Origin of the sequence: Nonomuraea solani (assembly GCF_900108335.1) — a bacterium.
Lineage (GTDB): Bacteria > Actinomycetota > Actinomycetes > Streptosporangiales > Streptosporangiaceae > Nonomuraea > Nonomuraea solani.
In genome coordinates, this window is the sequence record NZ_FNVT01000009.1 from 236,539 (window position 1) to 253,525 (window position 16,987).

Annotated in this window: 14 protein-coding genes; 8 read left to right on the plus strand and 6 right to left on the minus strand. The window is 70.8% G+C overall.

Annotated elements, in window-relative coordinates; genetic code table 11:
- Window positions 1-9: 9 nt before the first annotated feature.
- Both C4V41_RS30705 and C4V41_RS30710 read left to right on the plus strand, forming a co-directional pair.
- Window positions 10-1,788, plus strand: a complete 1,779-nt coding sequence (locus C4V41_RS30705; RefSeq protein ID WP_103959448.1) for a serine/threonine-protein kinase — start codon at window positions 10-12, stop codon at window positions 1,786-1,788.
- Entirely contained in the window at window positions 1,785-3,329 is a 1,545-nt protein-coding gene (locus tag C4V41_RS30710) for a serine/threonine-protein kinase (RefSeq protein WP_160150446.1), read from the plus strand. The genes C4V41_RS30705 and C4V41_RS30710 overlap by 4 nt, the downstream gene beginning before the upstream one ends.
- Window positions 3,330-3,331: 2 nt before the next feature.
- On the opposite strand, the gene C4V41_RS62080 is transcribed toward C4V41_RS30710, so the two are convergent.
- Window positions 3,332-3,907, minus strand: a complete 576-nt coding sequence (locus tag C4V41_RS62080) for a hypothetical protein (RefSeq protein ID WP_160150447.1) — start codon at window positions 3,905-3,907, stop codon at window positions 3,332-3,334.
- A 265-nt stretch (window positions 3,908-4,172) separates the two neighbouring features.
- Between C4V41_RS62080 and C4V41_RS30720 the strand changes: the two genes are divergently transcribed.
- On the plus strand, window positions 4,173-5,732 hold the full coding sequence (locus C4V41_RS30720; RefSeq protein WP_103959451.1) for a hypothetical protein: 1,560 nt from the start codon (window positions 4,173-4,175) through the stop codon (window positions 5,730-5,732).
- Window positions 5,733-6,590: 858 nt separating this feature from the next.
- Here C4V41_RS30720 and C4V41_RS30725 read toward each other — a convergent pair.
- Window positions 6,591-6,920: a LysR family transcriptional regulator gene (locus C4V41_RS30725; RefSeq protein WP_103959452.1), complete on the minus strand. Its 330-nt coding sequence runs from the start codon at window positions 6,918-6,920 to the stop codon at window positions 6,591-6,593.
- Window positions 6,921-7,170: 250 nt separating this feature from the next.
- On the opposite strand from C4V41_RS30725, the gene C4V41_RS30730 reads away from it, so the two are divergent.
- Both C4V41_RS30730 and C4V41_RS30735 read left to right on the plus strand, forming a co-directional pair.
- Complete coding sequence (locus tag C4V41_RS30730; RefSeq protein WP_146103838.1) at window positions 7,171-7,575, plus strand: hypothetical protein; 405 nt, start codon at window positions 7,171-7,173, stop codon at window positions 7,573-7,575.
- 453 nt (window positions 7,576-8,028) lie between these two features.
- Window positions 8,029-8,391, plus strand: coding sequence for a hypothetical protein (locus tag C4V41_RS30735; protein WP_146103839.1), 363 nt, complete (start codon window positions 8,029-8,031; stop codon window positions 8,389-8,391).
- A gap of 132 nt (window positions 8,392-8,523) precedes the next feature.
- Here the strand turns inward: C4V41_RS30735 and C4V41_RS65430 are convergent, their stop codons facing one another.
- Window positions 8,524-8,658, minus strand: coding sequence for a hypothetical protein (locus C4V41_RS65430; protein ID WP_268808692.1), 135 nt, complete (start codon window positions 8,656-8,658; stop codon window positions 8,524-8,526).
- A gap of 273 nt (window positions 8,659-8,931) precedes the next feature.
- Here C4V41_RS65430 and C4V41_RS30745 point away from each other — a divergent pair, with 273 nt between their 5' ends.
- Genes C4V41_RS30745 through C4V41_RS30755 form a run of 3 tightly spaced genes read left to right on the plus strand, consistent with a single transcriptional unit; the run spans window position 8,932 to window position 11,032 of the window.
- Window positions 8,932-9,630, plus strand: a complete 699-nt coding sequence (locus C4V41_RS30745; RefSeq protein WP_103959456.1) for an arsenate reductase/protein-tyrosine-phosphatase family protein — start codon at window positions 8,932-8,934, stop codon at window positions 9,628-9,630.
- Window positions 9,627-10,295, plus strand: coding sequence for an arsenate reductase ArsC (locus tag C4V41_RS64440; protein WP_103959457.1), 669 nt, complete (start codon window positions 9,627-9,629; stop codon window positions 10,293-10,295). The genes C4V41_RS30745 and C4V41_RS64440 overlap by 4 nt, the downstream gene beginning before the upstream one ends.
- A complete protein-coding gene (locus tag C4V41_RS30755; protein ID WP_103959458.1) occupies window positions 10,292-11,032 on the plus strand; it encodes an aquaporin in 741 nt (246 codons plus the stop codon). Before C4V41_RS64440 ends, C4V41_RS30755 begins: the two co-directional genes overlap by 4 nt.
- Window positions 11,033-11,076: 44 nt before the next feature.
- Here C4V41_RS30755 and C4V41_RS30760 read toward each other — a convergent pair whose 3' ends face one another.
- The 3 genes from C4V41_RS30760 to C4V41_RS30770 all read right to left on the minus strand — a co-directional run bounded on the left by C4V41_RS30760 (window position 11,077) and on the right by C4V41_RS30770 (window position 16,915).
- On the minus strand, window positions 11,077-12,201 hold the full coding sequence (locus C4V41_RS30760) for a DUF418 domain-containing protein (protein ID WP_103959459.1): 1,125 nt from the start codon (window positions 12,199-12,201) through the stop codon (window positions 11,077-11,079).
- A gap of 87 nt (window positions 12,202-12,288) precedes the next feature.
- Window positions 12,289-15,399 carry a BTAD domain-containing putative transcriptional regulator gene (locus tag C4V41_RS30765; protein WP_103959460.1) on the minus strand — a complete coding sequence of 1,037 codons (3,111 nt, stop codon included), beginning with the start codon at window positions 15,397-15,399 and terminating at the stop codon, window positions 12,289-12,291.
- A 55-nt stretch (window positions 15,400-15,454) separates the two neighbouring features.
- Window positions 15,455-16,915 carry an FAD-dependent monooxygenase gene (locus C4V41_RS30770; RefSeq protein WP_103959461.1) on the minus strand — a complete coding sequence of 487 codons (1,461 nt, stop codon included), beginning with the start codon at window positions 16,913-16,915 and terminating at the stop codon, window positions 15,455-15,457.
- Window positions 16,916-16,987 lie beyond the last annotated feature (72 nt).

The following is a 16,987-nucleotide window of genomic DNA, read 5'->3' on the forward strand; positions in this document are numbered from 1 at the left end:
TGGGCGGTGATGAGTATCGACCCGCTGCTTCCACCCGACCCGCGGCAGGTCGGGCGTTATGTGCTGACGGGCCGGCTGGGGGCCGGTGGCCAGGGCGTCGTCTACCTGGCCCACGCGCCCGACGGCGGCCAGGTGGCGTTGAAGGTCATCGATGCCGAGGTCGGCTCCGACGCCCGCCGCATGTTCGAGCGCGAGTTCGCCGTGCTCAGGCGTGTCTCCAGTTTCTGCACCGCGCAGGTCCTCGACGCCGACGTGACGGCCGACCCGCCGTACATCGTCAGTGAGTACGTCGCCGGCCGCTCTCTTCACGCCCATGTCGCCCAGAACGGGCCCCTCACGGGAGCCGAGCTCGACCGGCTCGCGGTGGCGACGGCCACGGCCCTCATCGCGATCCACCGGGCGGGCATCGTCCATCGCGACTTCAAACCGCAGAACGTCCTGCTGGGACACGACGGCCCGCGCGTCATCGACTTCGGCATCGCCCGCGTCCTTCAGGACGGCGCCGCCGTCGCCAGCGGTCTCGTGGGCACGCCCCGTTACATGGCCCCCGAGCAGATCAGGGGTGAGGAGTTCGGCTCCGCCGCCGACATCTTCGCCTGGGGCGCCACCATGGTGTACGCCGCCACCGGCCACTCCCCGTTCGAGGCCGGCACGCTTCCCGCCATCCTGTACCGCGTCCTCAACGAGCCACCCGACCTGGGCCTCCTTCCCGGCCATCTCCGCCCGCTGGTGGAACGCTGCCTGGCGAAGGACCCCGCCGGCCGTCCCACGGCGGCCGAGCTTCCCCTGTCCATCATGGACGTCGGCGCCGTCCCCCAGAGCGGGCGATTACCGGCGCGGCCGATGTCGCCGGGAAGGCGGCGGACGATCTCGGCGGTGGTTGCGATCGTCACGGCGCTCGCCCTGGCGGCCGGTGCGCTCTGGTGGGCGCGGGAGAGGGACGATCCGCAGGTCGCGCAGCCCGGGAAGCCCGCTGCGGGCTACGAGCCTCCGGCGTACTCGCAGGCGGCGATCGGGGCGGCCCGTACGGCCTTCGAGGCGTGGTACAGCCTCGACCACGCCGACTACGACGACGGCACCCGGCGTACGCTGGCCCTGCTCTCCGGCGTGGCGGCGCAGGACTACCAGCACCTGGCCGGCAACTCCAAAAGCGCGGTGATGAGCGCGAAGGCGAAGCAGACGGCACGGGCGACCGCCGCCGGCATCGTGTGGGCGTCGCCGGAACGGGTGTCGCTCATCATCACCGGGCTCACCGCCATCACCCAGAACGGCACTCCGGTGAAGTCGGGCGATCCCCTGCTGTTCGCCGAGATGGTGCCCGCGGGCGGCGGCTGGAAGATGGACTACGCGCGGACCACCCCGTCCGGCACCGCGGCTCCGACCGGCGCGCCCTGGCCTGCCACGGAGGTCCGGGGCATGCTCGCCGAGGCCGCCCGCTGCCAGACCGAGGCCTTCATCAACGGGCCCCGCCTGGAGGAACATCCGGACTTCTTCGCCCGCTGCACCACGGGCCGGGCCGAGAAGTGGTGGCGGGAGCTGGCCGCCGTCCCCGACGACAAGGTTCCCGGCTGGTGGACCTGGCAGTACCGGGCGATCGGCACGGCCTTCGAACGGTTCGACGGCCCCGATTCCGCGACCCTCATCCACCTCGGAGACTCGGCCAAGGCCCCCGACCACACGGTCGTGACGTACCGGCTGCACCTGCGCCGGGTCGGCGGGCAATGGAAGGTGGAGGACATCACCTCGCCGAAGGACAACTGGTCGCTGTTCGAGCGGCGGACGAAATGAGCGCGTCTCGTCAGGGAGATCCGAAGAGGATCGGACGCTACCAGGTGTTGCGGCGGATCGCCGCAGGCGGCCAGGGCGTCGTCTTTCTCGCCGTGGGGGACGACGACCGGCAGGTCGCGGTGAAGGCGCTCCCCCGGATCGCCGACGAAGCCGCCCGGCACCGCATGGCGGCCGAGCTCGCCCTGCTCCGCAGGGTCTCCGGGTTCTGCACGGTCCAAGTGCTCGACGCCGATCTGACGGCCGATCCGCCGCACATCGTCACCGAGTACGTGCCCGGCCCGTCCCTGGACGAGCTCGTCAGGCAGGACGGCCCCCTTCACGGCGAGGCCCTGGAACGGCTGGCCATCGCCACCGCCACGGCCCTGACCGCGATCCACCGCGCGGGCGTCGCCCACCTCGACCTGACGCCCCGCAATGTGATCATCGGCCCGGACGGCCCCCGGGTCGTCGACTTCGGCCTCGCGCACGCCCTCAACGGCCCCGCCACGAACTCCCTCGTCACCGGCACCCCCGCGTTCATCGCGCCCGAGCAGCTCGCCGGGCATCCGCCGCACACCGCCGCCGACGTCTTCTCCTGGGCCGCGACCATCGCGTACGCCGCGACGGGCCGTCATCCGTTCGGCAACGACGCGGTGCAGACCGTCGTCTACCGCGTCCTCCACCAGGAACCCGACCTGGGCGCCGAGCCGGACGGCTTCCTGCGCGGCATCCTCCGGGCCTGCCTGGCCAAGAACCCGGCGGACCGCCCGTCGGCCCAGGACCTGCTCTATCACCTGGTCGACCGCACCTCGCCGGCACCATCCGCCAAGGCGCCGCCGCGGAAGCGGTGGTGGATCCTCGCGGCGGTGGCGGCCGCCGTCATCGCCGCCTCCGGGGGCGGCGTGGCGGTATGGAACGCCGGGCCTGGAGGTCCGCCGGCGAGCGCGCCGACGGGGAGTGTGGTCCCGCCGCCGCTGTACGCCCAGGAGGCCGAGCAGGCGGCCCGCAGCGCGTACGGCGTCGTCAACAGCTTCGGCCACAAAACGCTCGACCAGGACTTCAAGGCGGTGGACGACGCGACCACCGGACGCGCGAACGTGGAGTACACCGGCCGCCTCCAGGAGCAATCGCGGCAGATCCGCGACGAGGAGATCGTGCAGAGGGCGACGGCCGCCGAGAGCGGAATCGTCGCCGCCCGCACCGACCGGGTCGTCGTACTGGTCTGGGGCCAGGTGGCCACCACCGGCGGCGGCTACCGGCTGGGCGGCCTGGTCATGGAGATGCGCAAGGTCGGGACCGTGTGGAAGCTGGATCACGTCTGGCCGCGCGGCCCGCAACCGGACTCGGCCGAGACGACCACGGGAGAATGGCCGTCCGGCCGGGCGGCGACGCTGCTGTCGGCCGCGAAGGACGGTTCGCGCGCCGTCGCCCTGGACACGCTCACCTCCACGGGCGCCCAGGTGCTCCGCCTCGGCGCGGACGGGACCGTGAGCAGGCTGACCATGGTTCCGGACGGCGGCTCCTTTGAGGTCGAGAGCAGCCGGGAGCTCGGGGCGTCCTGAGGCTACGACGTCAGCCAGGTGGTGATGGCGATGGCGGCCTCGCGCAGATCGTCGTCGCGGCGCTCTTCGCTCATCTGGTCGACGGTGAGCCGGAACTGCGGGGCGATGACCACGAACACCTGGTTGTAGAGGGACCGGTCGCCCACGCCGATCTCGCTGCCGCCGGCCTGGGCCTTGAGCCCGAGTGCGGTCAGTTCGGGAGTCTCGACCTCGGGGAAGTCCTCGTACTTGGGCTTGGCGGCGGGAAGGGCGATCGTCACGCTGGTCGTGGGGATCTTCTTTCCCCACGCGCAGGTCACGTTTGCGGCGGCGTCGTACCGCTTGTCGAACTTCTTGCCCTTGATCAGCGCGCCCATGGCCGCGGTCAGCCGGGGGTCGTCACAGTCCTTCGGCAGGGCGAAGTCGCGGGTCGGGGTGGGCGGCGCGACCGATGAGGCCGGCGCGGTCGGTGAGGGCGACGCGGTGGGTGAGGGCGACGCGGTGGGTGGAGTGGTCGCCGCCGGGCTGCCGCCGCCACACCCTGCGAGCAGGCCGGCGAGGAGCGTCACCCCCGATAAGGCCCTGCCAGTCATGAACATGGCCCGATTATGCGAGATCGCCGATCATCCCGCCAGAAGGCGTTCGGAACGGGCAGGCAGCCCGGCCGACCGTGCTGAGGCGGCCGTCGCCGCTCCGTACGGCAAGAGCGGGGAGGCCGCGCCGACGTGCCGGAGCCAAAGCCGATCGTCCGCCACGAGCTTGACCGAAGCAAGAGTTAGGCGGAAGAGCGAGCCGGGCATCGCCTGCTCTGGTGCGCCGTCCATGCCTCCCCAGCGCCGGAATGATCAACGACAAGGAGCTGTCATGCAAGCTGAAGATCTCACTGGCTATTACACCTATAGGAGTTTCCTGAACAACCCAGGGCTGGTTGCCGACTTCAATGAGCTGCGGTTCGGGGAGGCCGAGCTCTACCTTTCGGTACAGCAGGACAGGACGATCACCGGAACTCTGTCCTTTCCATCCGCGTCCGGCGTGGACCGCAAGGATTTCATGGACATCACGGGAGAGGTCCTGGACTGGTCGACGGTACGGTTCAGGTTGTCAGGCAAAGGACGTCCGCGGACCGGTATCGCGGATTTCCATTACGAGTACGACGGGGTGCTCTCGCGCACCTGGGAAACGGGAGTCGGGCAGCGCCTCTCGCTCACCGGCACGGTTCTGCGCGCCAAGGATCACGGAAGCGGCACCCACGTGGCCAGAGCGGGCGCCACGGCCAGCTTCGTGGCGGTCAAACGCGATTTCCCCGCTCCACGCGTGGTGCCGGGGGTGGCAATGCGGCCGGAGGCGCTCTCGATGCTGGCCACCCGGGTCCACCGTCTGCGGCACACCACGTGGCATCTTCTCCGATCGGTCTGGCGGAGTCCGCTCAGCAACACCGATCGCAAGGAGATCACCGAACTGGGCTGGGGGATCGAACGCCCGCCGTTCAACGACAAGGGACTCAACCTGACCAACGGCGCCGGTGAGGATTTCCTTTTCATGCACCGGCGGATGATCCAAATGGTGAACGATATCTACAAGAGCTCCGGTGTCCCCGTCATCCGTGGATGGAGGCCGATCCCCGGCGCTGACGCACCTCAATACGTGTACACGCAGAAGGACGATCCCGCCCGCCCTGGCGAGCAAATCATGCAGTACGACGCCGCCCGTTCCGGATTCATGGTCCCACCAGCCGACGCGGAACTGCTGGCCACTTTCCCCGAAACGAGCCGGCCGACGATGAAGCTGCTGAAGTCTCCGGCCTATCTCAACTTCACGATGAGGGCATTGGAACGCACCTATACCTCACCGATCGAGTTGTCCCGCCTGTCTCTTGGGGCCTTGGGCAATCTTCTGGAGTTCACCATCCACAACCCGATGCACATGCGCTGGGCATCCATTCCGCGGGACGCGCAGGGCAAGATCGCGCTGCGTGGCGACTTCGACTTCGACGAGAAATGGGACGACCCGGCCTACGACTATCTCGGGGATTTCTACTCGTCCCACCTCAACCCGTTGTTCTGGCGCCTTCACGGCTGGGTGGACGATCGCATCGAGGACTGGTTCGAGGCCCACGAAGCCGTGGCGGCGGGGGAAATCGAGCGCACCACCCACAAGGGCGTGTCTTGGTTCAAAGCCGGCAAGTGGGTCGCCGTGACCGAGCCCTTCGACTGGCCGGAGAGCGGGCATCACCACCACGATGAGCACGGTCACGGGGACGAGCATGCCATCGCCGTCATGCTGAAGGTCCTCAAGATCGTGCAACGAGCCCAAGAGCCAAGGGTGGCGGAGGGGCCGGCAGCGGAACCGCATGAGCGCCGCATGCGGCAACCGCCGCTCAACGTCATGAGCTTCCTGCGGTGGATCGACGCGTCCGTCGAATAGCAGGCCCTGGCCGGGGGCATGCCCGACGAGCTGCTCGGTGAACGCGTCCTGCGCGTCGGACTCCCAAGGCCGACCCTGAAAGGTGTCAATATTCCGTTCACGGTCGCGAGCTGCGGGTTTTCTCTCGGCTTCCAGGTCGGAGCAGGGGCCAGGGCCGGGCATGCTCAAGGTTCGGGACGCTCCGTTTGTCCTATATGACCTTCTGCCGCACTCTGGCGTCGAAGCCCGACGTCGTCGTGGCGGTCCTCGCGGAGATCGCTGTCGCCCGCTACCGGCGATCATGTCGTCAACGGTCACCGCACCCCAATGGCCCTTGATCATTCCGAGTGCGGCACCCCGCAGATCTGGGATGGGCCGACCGAGAAGGAGCCCAACACGGTTGCCCGATCGGTGCCACTGTCGGGAACGCTCTGCGCGTGCGGGCCCCTGGACGCGGACGATCCCGCGACCGTGCCCGCCACCGTCCGCCACCGTGACTGTCACGGCGTCATCGGGCGGTCCCGAGACAGACGAGCCGCCCAGGAACAAACCCACTCGTTCCAAGCACCGTCCGTGCCCCACCGATGGCGGAGACAACGCGCCGCCGCCCTGCCCCTCCGTCCGCAAGTCACCGCCTCGCGGTCCGACCATCACGTTCCCGGAGCCGACCCCCACTGACCCCGGGGGCACGCCTGAGGCTCCGCCGTCAGACTCGGATCCCGAGCCGCCGCCCGACACGTCTGGTCCCTGACGGCCGCACATGTCGCAGCACAGCGAAGATCGCGCCTCGCCATCGCGTCCGCTCGACGTCACCGGGCTGATCATCATGCTGCTCACCGTCAGCGCCGCCGTGCTCCTCTACATGGGCACCATGCTCGATCAAACGGCCGAAGGCAGCGGTTCGCCGGCCGTACGGCGGTGCTCGGTCGCGAGCCTCGCGTCGTCATGTGGCAGGTCCTCCTGGACGCTTGCCGCCAGCTCATCGATCTCCCTCAGGATCGCCTGAGCCCGCAGCACGAACCGTTCCCCTTCCCGCGTCAGTGCCACCCGCCTGCTCGTGCGATGGAACAGCGGCCGGCCGAGTTCCCGCTCCAGGCGCCTGATGTGCCGGCCGAAGGGCTGCGCGGAGATGTGGTGCCGCCGTGCCGCCCGCCCGAAGTGCAGCTCTTCGGCGAGCGTCACCGCATAACGCAACGCTTGGATGTCCATCGATACCCCCCGTATCGGTACGTCCCCCATTGAGGAATCGCGTGTGGGGAGGCGTCGGATCACCGAGCTCGGGACATCGTGTTAATTTCGGTTCCAATAAGCTGTTGTTGCCGCCCTCTTCGTCGATTAATTTCTGGTTCAGATCATTCGACACGGCCAGTCAATGCAGCCGAAAAGAATCGCAGCGAATCAGCACGCTCCGCAAAGCTCAATGCGAGGCTGGCCGGGCCCATTCGTCAAGGGAGACTCCATGCGCACATTCATCCGGACCGGACTTGTGGCCGTACCCCTGGCCCTCGGCCTGGCCCTGTCCGCACTCTCCACCGCTCCGGCCTCGGCCTCGGCTACCGCGACGGCCGCCGCCGCGGATCCGCTGACGTTCGAATTCGGCGACTGCGACCGGATCCCCGCGCTGCTGTGGTGTTACATCGCCTACAAAGGTGGCACCCCGCCGGTGACGGTTCGCTGGTACAAGGACGGCGTTCACAAACCGCAATTCGACGACAAGAAAACCATGCGAATCGGTTGCCGGGTCGGTAAGGACACCGTCATCGAAGTGGTCGTCACGGACGCCACCGGCAACTGGTTCAAGTTCACCACCTGGGGCACGTGCTCCAACACGGCGGACTGGGCGTCACATCGCGCCAGTGGCTGAGCACCTGCCCGGTTCTCGTGGCCGGCAGCCGGACCACGTTCGGCCATTCCAGGGTGGCACCGGATCTCGCCGACGAGCGGTGATCCTTGATCGAGCCTCATCTGCTCTTGGGTGAGCGGGGGCCGATCCCGGATCTGCGGCAGCAGTTCAACGTGGTGGTCCATCGCCCACGACAGGTTCCGGTCGTGGGCGATGACGGGCGTCTTCGGGCACTTGACGCAGCGATGGTGCCTGCGGTGATGGCCACGCGTTGTAGGTGATCGTCGCCGGGGCCGGCAGCCGGATGCGGCGCTGTAGTAGCGTTCGCCGGGCCGGATCATGGAGCTCATATCCCACCGCGATCTCGCCGACCGCCATCACGCGTCGCCTGCCAGGCCAACATGGATCTGAGACTTGATCATGGATGGGCGGACGAGCCCCCTTTCGGGCTGCGCGGCATTTAGGCTTCGGCCCGTGAATACGGATGAGTTACCTGGGCGGACCGGTGTCGCGGCCGCGGTGTTGATGATGAACGTGGCTCTGCTGATGGCCACGGGTTTCGCCATCACCTGGGCGCGCGACCGCGGCGTGTTGTGCGACGGCTCCACCAAACTCTGCTCGGGTGGAGACCTCACTCCCGCGCTATGGCAGGCGGAGATGACTTTCCGCTCCACCGTCGCGTACGGCTCCTACGCGGCCATGGCCTTGGTCCTGATCGTCAGCGCGGTCATCGCCTGGCGTCACCGACGCTATGGCATCGTGGTCATGCAGCTCACAGCCCTCGCGGCCGTGGCGACGCTCGCCGCCCTGTGGGAGCCGTACGTTCCCCTGCACTGATGCGTCGAGCTTCCGAGAAAACTCCTGAAGGCGGAACACCGCTGTGCCAGAGGACTCGTAGATGTGGTGCGGGCCGCCGCGGTGACCGGAGAGACGGCCTGAGCGAGGGCGATGTCGGCTCGCCCTCCGGTCTCAGCTCAGCGGCCTGCGTCTGACGGCGGCGAGGCCGGCCGTGATGAGGGCGCCGGTGATGCCTGTCATGATCACGATGGCGGTGGCCGTGAAGGGCTCGCCGGAGATGACCATGGGCAGGTCAGGGTAGGGCACGGCGTACTTGGCGATCCAGTAGGCGATGCCGGCCAGGGGCCAGGGTCCACGTGGCGGGCACCTGGACCAGGGCGCCGGCGAGCACCTTGCCGCCACCAGGCCCACAGGCCAGGCGCAGCGGGCTGCTCAGGCGGTCGGAGGTGGCGGGTCCTGGGCGTTCGGGGATCAGGCCGTGGCCCAGGTCGCGCCGGGTAGCGTCCCGGTGGCCGGCGCGGCGAACCAGGAGGCCGGAGCTTGACCCCGCGATTTATCTCAGTAATTATTGACTCAATCATGATTGAGATACCTGACTTGCAACGGCGGGCCGCACAGCACGCGGCGCTGGGAGACGCGGTCCGGCTGGCGATGGTCGACGAACTGCTCCTGGGTGACCGCTCGCCCGGCGAGCTCACGGAAGCGTTCGGCCTGTCGTCCAACCTGCTCGCCCACCACCTCAAAGTCCTCCAGGAGGCCGGGCTGATCACGCGGACGCGCTCCGAGGCCGACCGGCGGCGCAGCTACGTCCGGCTGCTACCCGGCATGCCGGCCCGGCTCGCCCCTGTTCCCGCCGGACCGGCGACGGCCGAGCGGGTGGTGTTCGTCTGCACCCGCAACTCCGCCCGCTCGCAACTGGCCACCGCCCTGTGGCAGCGCCGCAGTCACCTGCCCGCCACCTCGGCCGGCACCCGCCCCGCCGCCCGCGTGCATCCGCGGGCTCTGGCCACCGCCCGCCGTCACCATCTGGTCCTGGATCCCCGTGCCACCTCTCATGTCGATGACACCATCCGCGAGGGCGATCTCGTGATCGCGGTCTGCGACAGCGCCTACGAACAACTGCCGGCCCGCCCGCCGCTGCACTGGTCGGTGCCCGACCCCGTCCCCGCCGGCACCGACGACGCCTTCGAACACGCCTACACCGACCTGTCCGACCGTGTCGATCGGCTCGCCACCGTCCTCACCGACGTCGTCTCCCCGAGGAAGGGCACGTCATGACCCAGCCCGCCTACCGCCGCGCCGACCTGACCATCGACCAGCAGCACGCCCTGCTGACCGCCGCCCGCACCCTGGCGGCCGAGTTCGACGGCACCTTCGGCGCCGAGACCATCGACCGGTTCCTGCACACCAGCTACGACCAGTTCGCCGGCCGCGCCACCGTGGCCAACTTCCTGCCCCTGATGGCCGAGCGGTTCGCCCGCCAGCGACTGCGCGCCCTGGCCCGCGTCGAAGGCAAAGACCACTCCGGCACGCCGATCGTGCTGTTCCTGTGCGTGCACAACGCCGGACGCTCCCAGATGGCGCTCGGCTTCTTCACCCACCTGGCCGGCGACCGCGCGATCGGCTGGTCCGGCGGCTCGGAGCCCGGCGAGCGGATCAACCCTTCGGCGATCGAGGCGATGCGCGAACGCGGCATCGACATCACCGGCGAATACCCCAAACCGTGGACGCACGAGATCGCCCAGGCCGCCGACGTCATCGTCACCATGGGCTGCGGCGACGCCTGCCCCGTCTTCCCCGGCAAACGCTACGAGGACTGGGCTCTGGCCGACCCAGCCGGGCAGTCGGTGGACGCCGTACGGCCCATCCGCGACGAGATCGAACGCCGGGTACGGGCCCTGCTGGACGAACTCGGCGTACCCGCGGCTGCGGGTAACACGTGACCGAACCGGCCCGGCGGGTGCTCGCCGAAGCGATCGGCACCTGCCTGCTCGTGACCTCGGTGATCGGCTCAGGCATCATGGCCCAGCGGCTCTCCCCCGGCGACGCCGGGCTGCAACTGCTGGAGAACTCCACCGCCACCGCCTTCGCCCTGACCGCGCTCATCCTCATCATGGGGCCGGTCTCCGGCGCCCACTTCAACCCCGTCGTCTCGCTGGCCGACTGGCTGCTGAACCGCCGCACCGGCGACGGCCTCACGGGGCGGGCCCTGCTGGCCTATCTTCCCGCCCAGGTCGCCGGGGCGCTCGGCGGCGCGGTGCTGGCCCACCTCATGTTCGAGCTGCCCGCCGTCACCGCCTCCACCCACCAGCGCACCGGCGCCGGGCTGTGGCTGGGCGAGATCGTGGCCACCGCCGGGCTGGTCACCCTGATCTTCGCTCTCGCCCGTACCGGCCGCGCCGCGCTCGCCCCGCCCGCCGTGGGCGCCTACATCGGCGCCGCCTACTGGTTCACCAGCAGCACCAGCTTCGCCAACCCGGCCGTCACCCTCGGCCGCACCATCACCGACACCTTCGCCGGCATCGCCCCCGCCTCCGCGCCCGGCTTCATCGCCGCCCAGCTCATCGGCGCCGCGCTCGGAATGGCGCTGATCCTGCTGCTGTATCCGCGGCGGATCCCGCTACCGGCCGCCGGGCCCGAGCACCTGGCCGCCGACCCCGCGGCCACAGCCCGGACATGAGGAGCCTGCCGATACGGTACGGGCCAGGACGACGGACATGTCCCTCAGCGGTTGGTGAGGCGGCGCAGCAGGATCTCGGCGGGCCCGCGATGACCCACCCGGCGCATCCAGTCGGCCAGCAGGATCGACACGACCCAGACCGCGACCGCGACGCCGAAGGTGGCCGGGAAGCTCATGTCGTCGCGCAGGTCGAGGGCGAACGGGTAGAACAGCGCCACCCACACGACCGACTGGAAGAGGTAGAAGGTCAGCGACCGCTGCCCGAGCGCCGACAGCGCCAGCGTGACGGGCCCGTGGTCGCGGCCGATCCGGTGGGCGATCAGGCCGACGAGCGCGGCCAGGCCGATGCCGCCGAAATAGCCGGTCAGGTCGTGCGCGAGGGCGGCCGACCAGGTGACCGGGGCGGAGGTGACCGGCCACACTCCGGCCAGCATCAGCGCGGCGGGAATCCGGCCGGCGACGGCGGCGCCCAGGCAGATCACCGCGACGCGGCGTAGCAGCGTCAGGTGGCGCTCCGGCTCGTCCAGGACCTTGCGGCGCGCGGCCCAGAGACCGGCGAGCATGCCCGGCACCACCATGATCGTGCCCAGCACGGTCTCGACCGGCCACGACGGGATGCTCGCGACCAGGTGCAGGCCCAGCGTGGGCTCCATGTACGCGGCCATGGTGATCGGCGTGCCGGCCGCGGCCGCGGTCAAGGCGGTCACGCTCTGCCAGGTCAGCAGCAGGGTCGCCGGAATCAGTGTCACGCCGGCCGTCCACAGCAGCACCGAGTCCCTGGCCCGCACGATCGGCGCGATCGCCAGCAGCGTCAGCCCGTACACCGCGACGATGTCGATCGGCACCAGGATCACCGTGTTCGCGAACCCGATGACGGTCAGCCAGAAGCCCCTGCGCCGCAGCAGCCGTCGAAACGAGGTCCACTCGGTCTGCCGCCGGGCCAGTTGCCCCAGCCCGTAGCCGAACAGGAAGACGAACATCGCGCGCGCCTGGTTGTCGGCGACCAGCGACTTGACGAACTTGGCGGTGCCGGACAGCCAGGCGGGCCCGGCGTCCCAGTCGGCGACGAGGGCCGGCGCGTGCGCCAGCGCGATCAGCAACAACATGAAGCCGCGGGCGAGATCCGGTGCCAGCGACCGCGCGGTCACGTTCACGGATGTGATGGTCATGACGGTTCCTTCAGGGTGGATGGTTCCAACGCCACCCACGATCTCCACCGGGCCTGACAGCGACCTGATAGGCCGCCCGCGCTTCTGTCAGGCCAGCTCGGCCAGCCGGTTCAGGGCCTCCTGCCTGGGTGTTTCCGCGCCGCGGCGGTAGGCCGCGCGGTATTCCCGCTCGCCGAGCCGGGCGGTGAGCTCCGTCACCAGCTCGCGCAGCTCCGGCTCGCCCTGGTCGAACACGCCGCGGATGGCCTGGCTCGTCCCGAGCGCGGTCGCCGCGCCGGTCAGGTCGCCCTCCAGCAGGAGCAGCCTGGCCAGTTGCTCCGCGGCCAGGGCCGGATCCTGCCCGCCGAAGGCCGCGCCGACGGCGGCGGGCAGCAGTTCGCGCGCCGGCCCGGCCGCTCCGGCCGCCAGCAGATTGGCCGTCCGGGCCGCGGCCACGCGCGCCGCGGTGATCTCCGCGGGAATCGACATCTCCTGCAGGAACGCCTCCAGCCGGTCGAGCGTCTGGCCGGCCCGGTCCAGCTCGCCGGAGCGGCGGTGCAGGTCGGCCAGGCGCAGCAGCAGCTCGATTTCGGAGTACGGCTGGGCCCGCTCCACCCCGCGCCCGCGGGCGGCCGCCACGTCCCGCGCGGCGCCGTCCGGGTCGCCGCCGCGGACGCGCAGCCCGGCGAGCCAGGAGCGGTACATGACCTCCTCGCTGGAGCTGAACTCGGCGGCGAGGGCGACGGCGCGCTCAGCGGCGGCGACGGCCTCGTCATACTCGCCCTGGACGGAGTGGACGCGCGCCATGCTCATCAGCGTCATCGCCAGCCCGTACCGGTCGCCCACCCCTTCGAACTCCCGCAGCGTGGCGGCCAGCGTCTCCGCCCCGCCCGGCCAGTCGCCGCGGTCGGCGCGGATGTAGGCGTCCACCCAGTAGGCGGCCGCCCTGGCCCACGGGTGCGGGTGGTTCTTCGCGCGGGGCAGCTCGCGCTCCAGCAGGTCGTCGAAGCCGAAGAGGTACGCGGGGGCGATCGCGATCACGGACAGCATCGGGTAGTGGTCGATGGCGTCGGTACGGTAGACGTCCTCGATCACCGCGCGCACCACGGCGGGTTCGGGGAACGACCCGCTGTTGCCGGCCAGCCGGTGCATCGCGGTGAAGGCGGCCCGGACATGATCGGGCAGCGCGTCGCCGAACTCCAGCACCTCGGCCAGGAATCCCTCGGAGCGGGCGTCGAAGCGGGCGTTCCAGTAGAGCCACAGCGGGCCGAGCAGCCGCCAGGCCGAATCGGCGTCGCCGCCATCGATGGCCGCGCGCAGCGCGAACACCAGGTTGTCGTACTCGCCCTCGAAGACGCCCTTGGCTTTGACCTGCCCGTCCGTGAGCAGTATCGGCTCCTGCTCCTCCACCAGGCCCCGGAAGAACTCCACGAACCGGGCGGAGACCGCCTCCCACTCGCCGGCCTGGCGCAGCCGTTCGGCCGCGAAGACGCGTACGGTCTCCAGCATCCGGTAGCGCTCGCCGCCCTGCACGATCGACTTCTCGACCAGCGAGCCCAGCACGTAGACGACCTCCTCTACCGGCAGCATCCCGTCGTCGGAGCAGACCGCCTCCACCGCCGCTCCCCCGACCTCGGCCGGAAAGATCGACATCCGCCGGGCCAGCGCCCGCTCCCGCTCGCTCAGCAGCTCCCAGCTCCATTCGACCACCGCGGCCAGGGTCCGCTGGCGCGGCAGCGCGGCCCTGTCGCCCGAGGTGAGCAGCCGGAAGCGGTCGTCGAGCCGCTTGGCGATCTGGTCGACCCCCATCGAACGCAGCCGGGCCGCCGCCAGCTCCAGCGCGAGCGGCAGCCCGTCCAGCCGCCGGCAGATCTCCGCCACCGGCTCCGCGGTGTCCGTGTCCAGCTCGAAGGCCGGCCGTACCGCCTTGGCCCGGTCCGCGAACAGCCGCGCCGCCGCCGGCTCGGCCAGCGGCCCGAGCGGGCACAACGCCTCGCCGGTGACCGCCAGCGCCTCCCTGCTGGTCGCCAGGATCGTCAGGTACGGCAGCCGATCCAGCAGCCGCCGCCCGAAGCCGGCCGCGGCGTCCACCAGATGCTCGCAGTTGTCGAGCACCAGCACCGCCTCACCCACGCTCAGCAGCTCCGCCACCCGATCCACCGGGTCCGCCGGCTGCACGGCCACCCGCTGCCCGGGCGGCTTCAGGTCCCGCGAGCTGACCGCGCCGAGCACCGCGTCGGCCATCCGTTCCGGCGAGCTCACCCCGGCCAGCGGTACGAACCACACCCGGCCGCGCTCGTGGGCCCGGTGCCGCGACACCGCCTCCAGCGCCAGCCGCGTCTTGCCGGCCCCGCCCGGCCCGACGATGGTGACCAGCCGCGACTCCTCCAGCAGCGCGGCCAGCAGCCCCAGCTCGTCCGCGCGCCCGACGAAGCTGGTCAGCCGCGCGGGCAGCCGCCCCGGCGCCGCCCGCGTGGGCGCGTCGAGCTCGCCGCGCAGCACCGCCAGGTGGGTCTCCCGCAGCTCGGCCGACGGGTCGACGCCCAGCTCCTCGGCCAGCCTCGCCCGCGTCCGCTCGTAGACGGTCAGCGCGTCGGCCTGCCGCCCGGCCGCGTAAAGCGCCCGCATCCGCAGCACGGCCGGCCGCTCCCGCAGCGGATGCCGCGCCCCGATGTCCTCCAGCTCGGCCAGCACCTCGGCATGCCGGCCCAGCCGGAGCGCCGCCTCGAACCAGTCCTCGGCGACGCGGACGCGCAGCTCGTTCAGCCGCAGGGCGGCGGACCGGGCGAACGGCAGGTCCGGCAGGTCGGCCAGCGCCTCGCCCGACCACAGCTTCCGCGCCTCGCCGAGCAAGGACGCGGCGGCCTCCACCCGTCCGGCCTCCAGCTCACGACCGCCCCGGGCGGCCAGCTCCGCCAGGTGGAGCGCGTCCACGTCCTCGGCCCGCACCGCCAGCCGGTATCCGCCCGGAACCGACTCCACGGCGGCCACCCCACGCAGCGCCTTGCGCAACCGCGACACCAGGGCCTGCAACGCGTTGGCCGAGTCGGCGGGCGGCTCGGAGTCCCACAGGTCGTCGATGAGCGCGTCGGAGGTCACCACCCGGCCGGCGTCCAGCGCCAGCCGGGCCACGAGCACGCGTAACCGCGCGCCGCCGACCACGACCCGATGCGCGTGGTCGTCGAAGACGCGCACCGGCCCCAGCAACGCGATCCGCATCCGACCACTCTCTCAGACGCGAGATATGCCGAAGGGCCAAGGGACCGTACGGCCTTCAGGCCGATGGGGTCGCGGTGCCCGCCCAGGTGGCCAGGGTGGCGCGGAGGCTCTCCGCGTCGGGGCGGTCGGTCGCCCAGGCGAAGTAGCCGTCGGGACGGACGAGGGCCGTGGTGCGCCGGGAGCCGGCCCAGTGCGCGTGGACGACGTGGCCGGGCACGTCCGCGTCCTGACCGGCCGGTGTGATCAGCACGAACCTGCCGCCGCGCTGGAGCTCGTTCAGGCGCCCCTCGGCCAGTTTCACGTCGGGGGCGCGCCGTCCGGTCAGCCTGTGCGCACCGCGCGGGGCCTTGTGGGCGATGCCGATCCCGGTGATCATGGACGCCGCCTTGTCGGCCAGCGGGCGGAAGTCGCTGACGACCATCCCGGCCACGCGGCGCAGCAGCCGGGTGGCGAACCCGCGTAGCAAGGCGGCTCGCACCAGCGTCCCGCTCATCCGCAGCACCAGCTTGCCGACCGCGTGCCGTTCGGCCTGGTAGGTGTCCAGTAACCGGTCTCCGGCGCCGTCGCGCAGCACGGCCACCAGCTTCCAGCTCAGATTGGCGGCGTCCTGGAGCCCGGTGTTCATGCCCATGGCGCCGGCCGGGGAGTGCACGTGCGCGGCGTCACCGGCGAGGAACACCCGCCCGACGCGGTACGCGGGAGCCTGCCGCTCGTCGCTGTGGAACCGGGACTTCCAAGGGATGTCGGTGATGCCGTAGTCGGTGCCGAAGTTCATCCTGAGCAGTTCCCTGATCTCCTCCGCCTCCAGCGGCGCGTCGTCGGGAAGCTGGTGGCGCCGGTTCCAGCCGGTCACCCGGTACAGGCCGTCGCCCATCTCGGTGAGCAGCGCGAACCCGTCCGGGACGGCGTTCACGACGAAGGGCCGGTCGGGCGCCTTGCCGAGCCTGACGTCGGCCAGGATCAGCGAGCTGAGGATCGTGTCGCCGGGGAAGGGCTGGCCGATCGCGGGCCGGACCGAGCTGTGCACCCCGTCGGCGCCGACCAGGTAGGACGCGCGGAACGTGGCGCCCGGCCGCCCGTCCTTGTCCCTCGTGCGGGCCGTGACGCCGTCCGCGTCCTGCTCCACCGCGACGACCTTGGTCTCGTACGCGAAGGCGACCCCGGCCTCCCGGGCCCGGCGCTCCAGCACCTTCTCCACCTCGTACTGCGGGGTGAACAGGACGAACGGGTAGCGGGTGGGCAGCCGCGAGGGGTCGAGCCGGGCCGCCTCGAACAGCGCCAGCCGGTCGATGGGGTGCCCGCCCGCCACGACCTCGTCGGCGATGCCGCGGGCGTCGAACTGCTCCAGGACCCGGGCGTGCACGACCAGCGCCCGGGACAGATTGCTGACCTTGTGCGGGCGGCGCTCGGCGAGCACGACCGACAGACCCGCCTCGGCCAGATCGCCGGCCAGCAGCAACCCGGTCGGGCCCGCGCCCACGACCAGGACGTCGGTGTTGGTGACAGTGGGTGACATGGCATCCCCCTCAGAGCTTGCCAACGCTTGTTGGTCAACGCTTGTAGGCAAACGTTAAGACGGCGCGCTGCA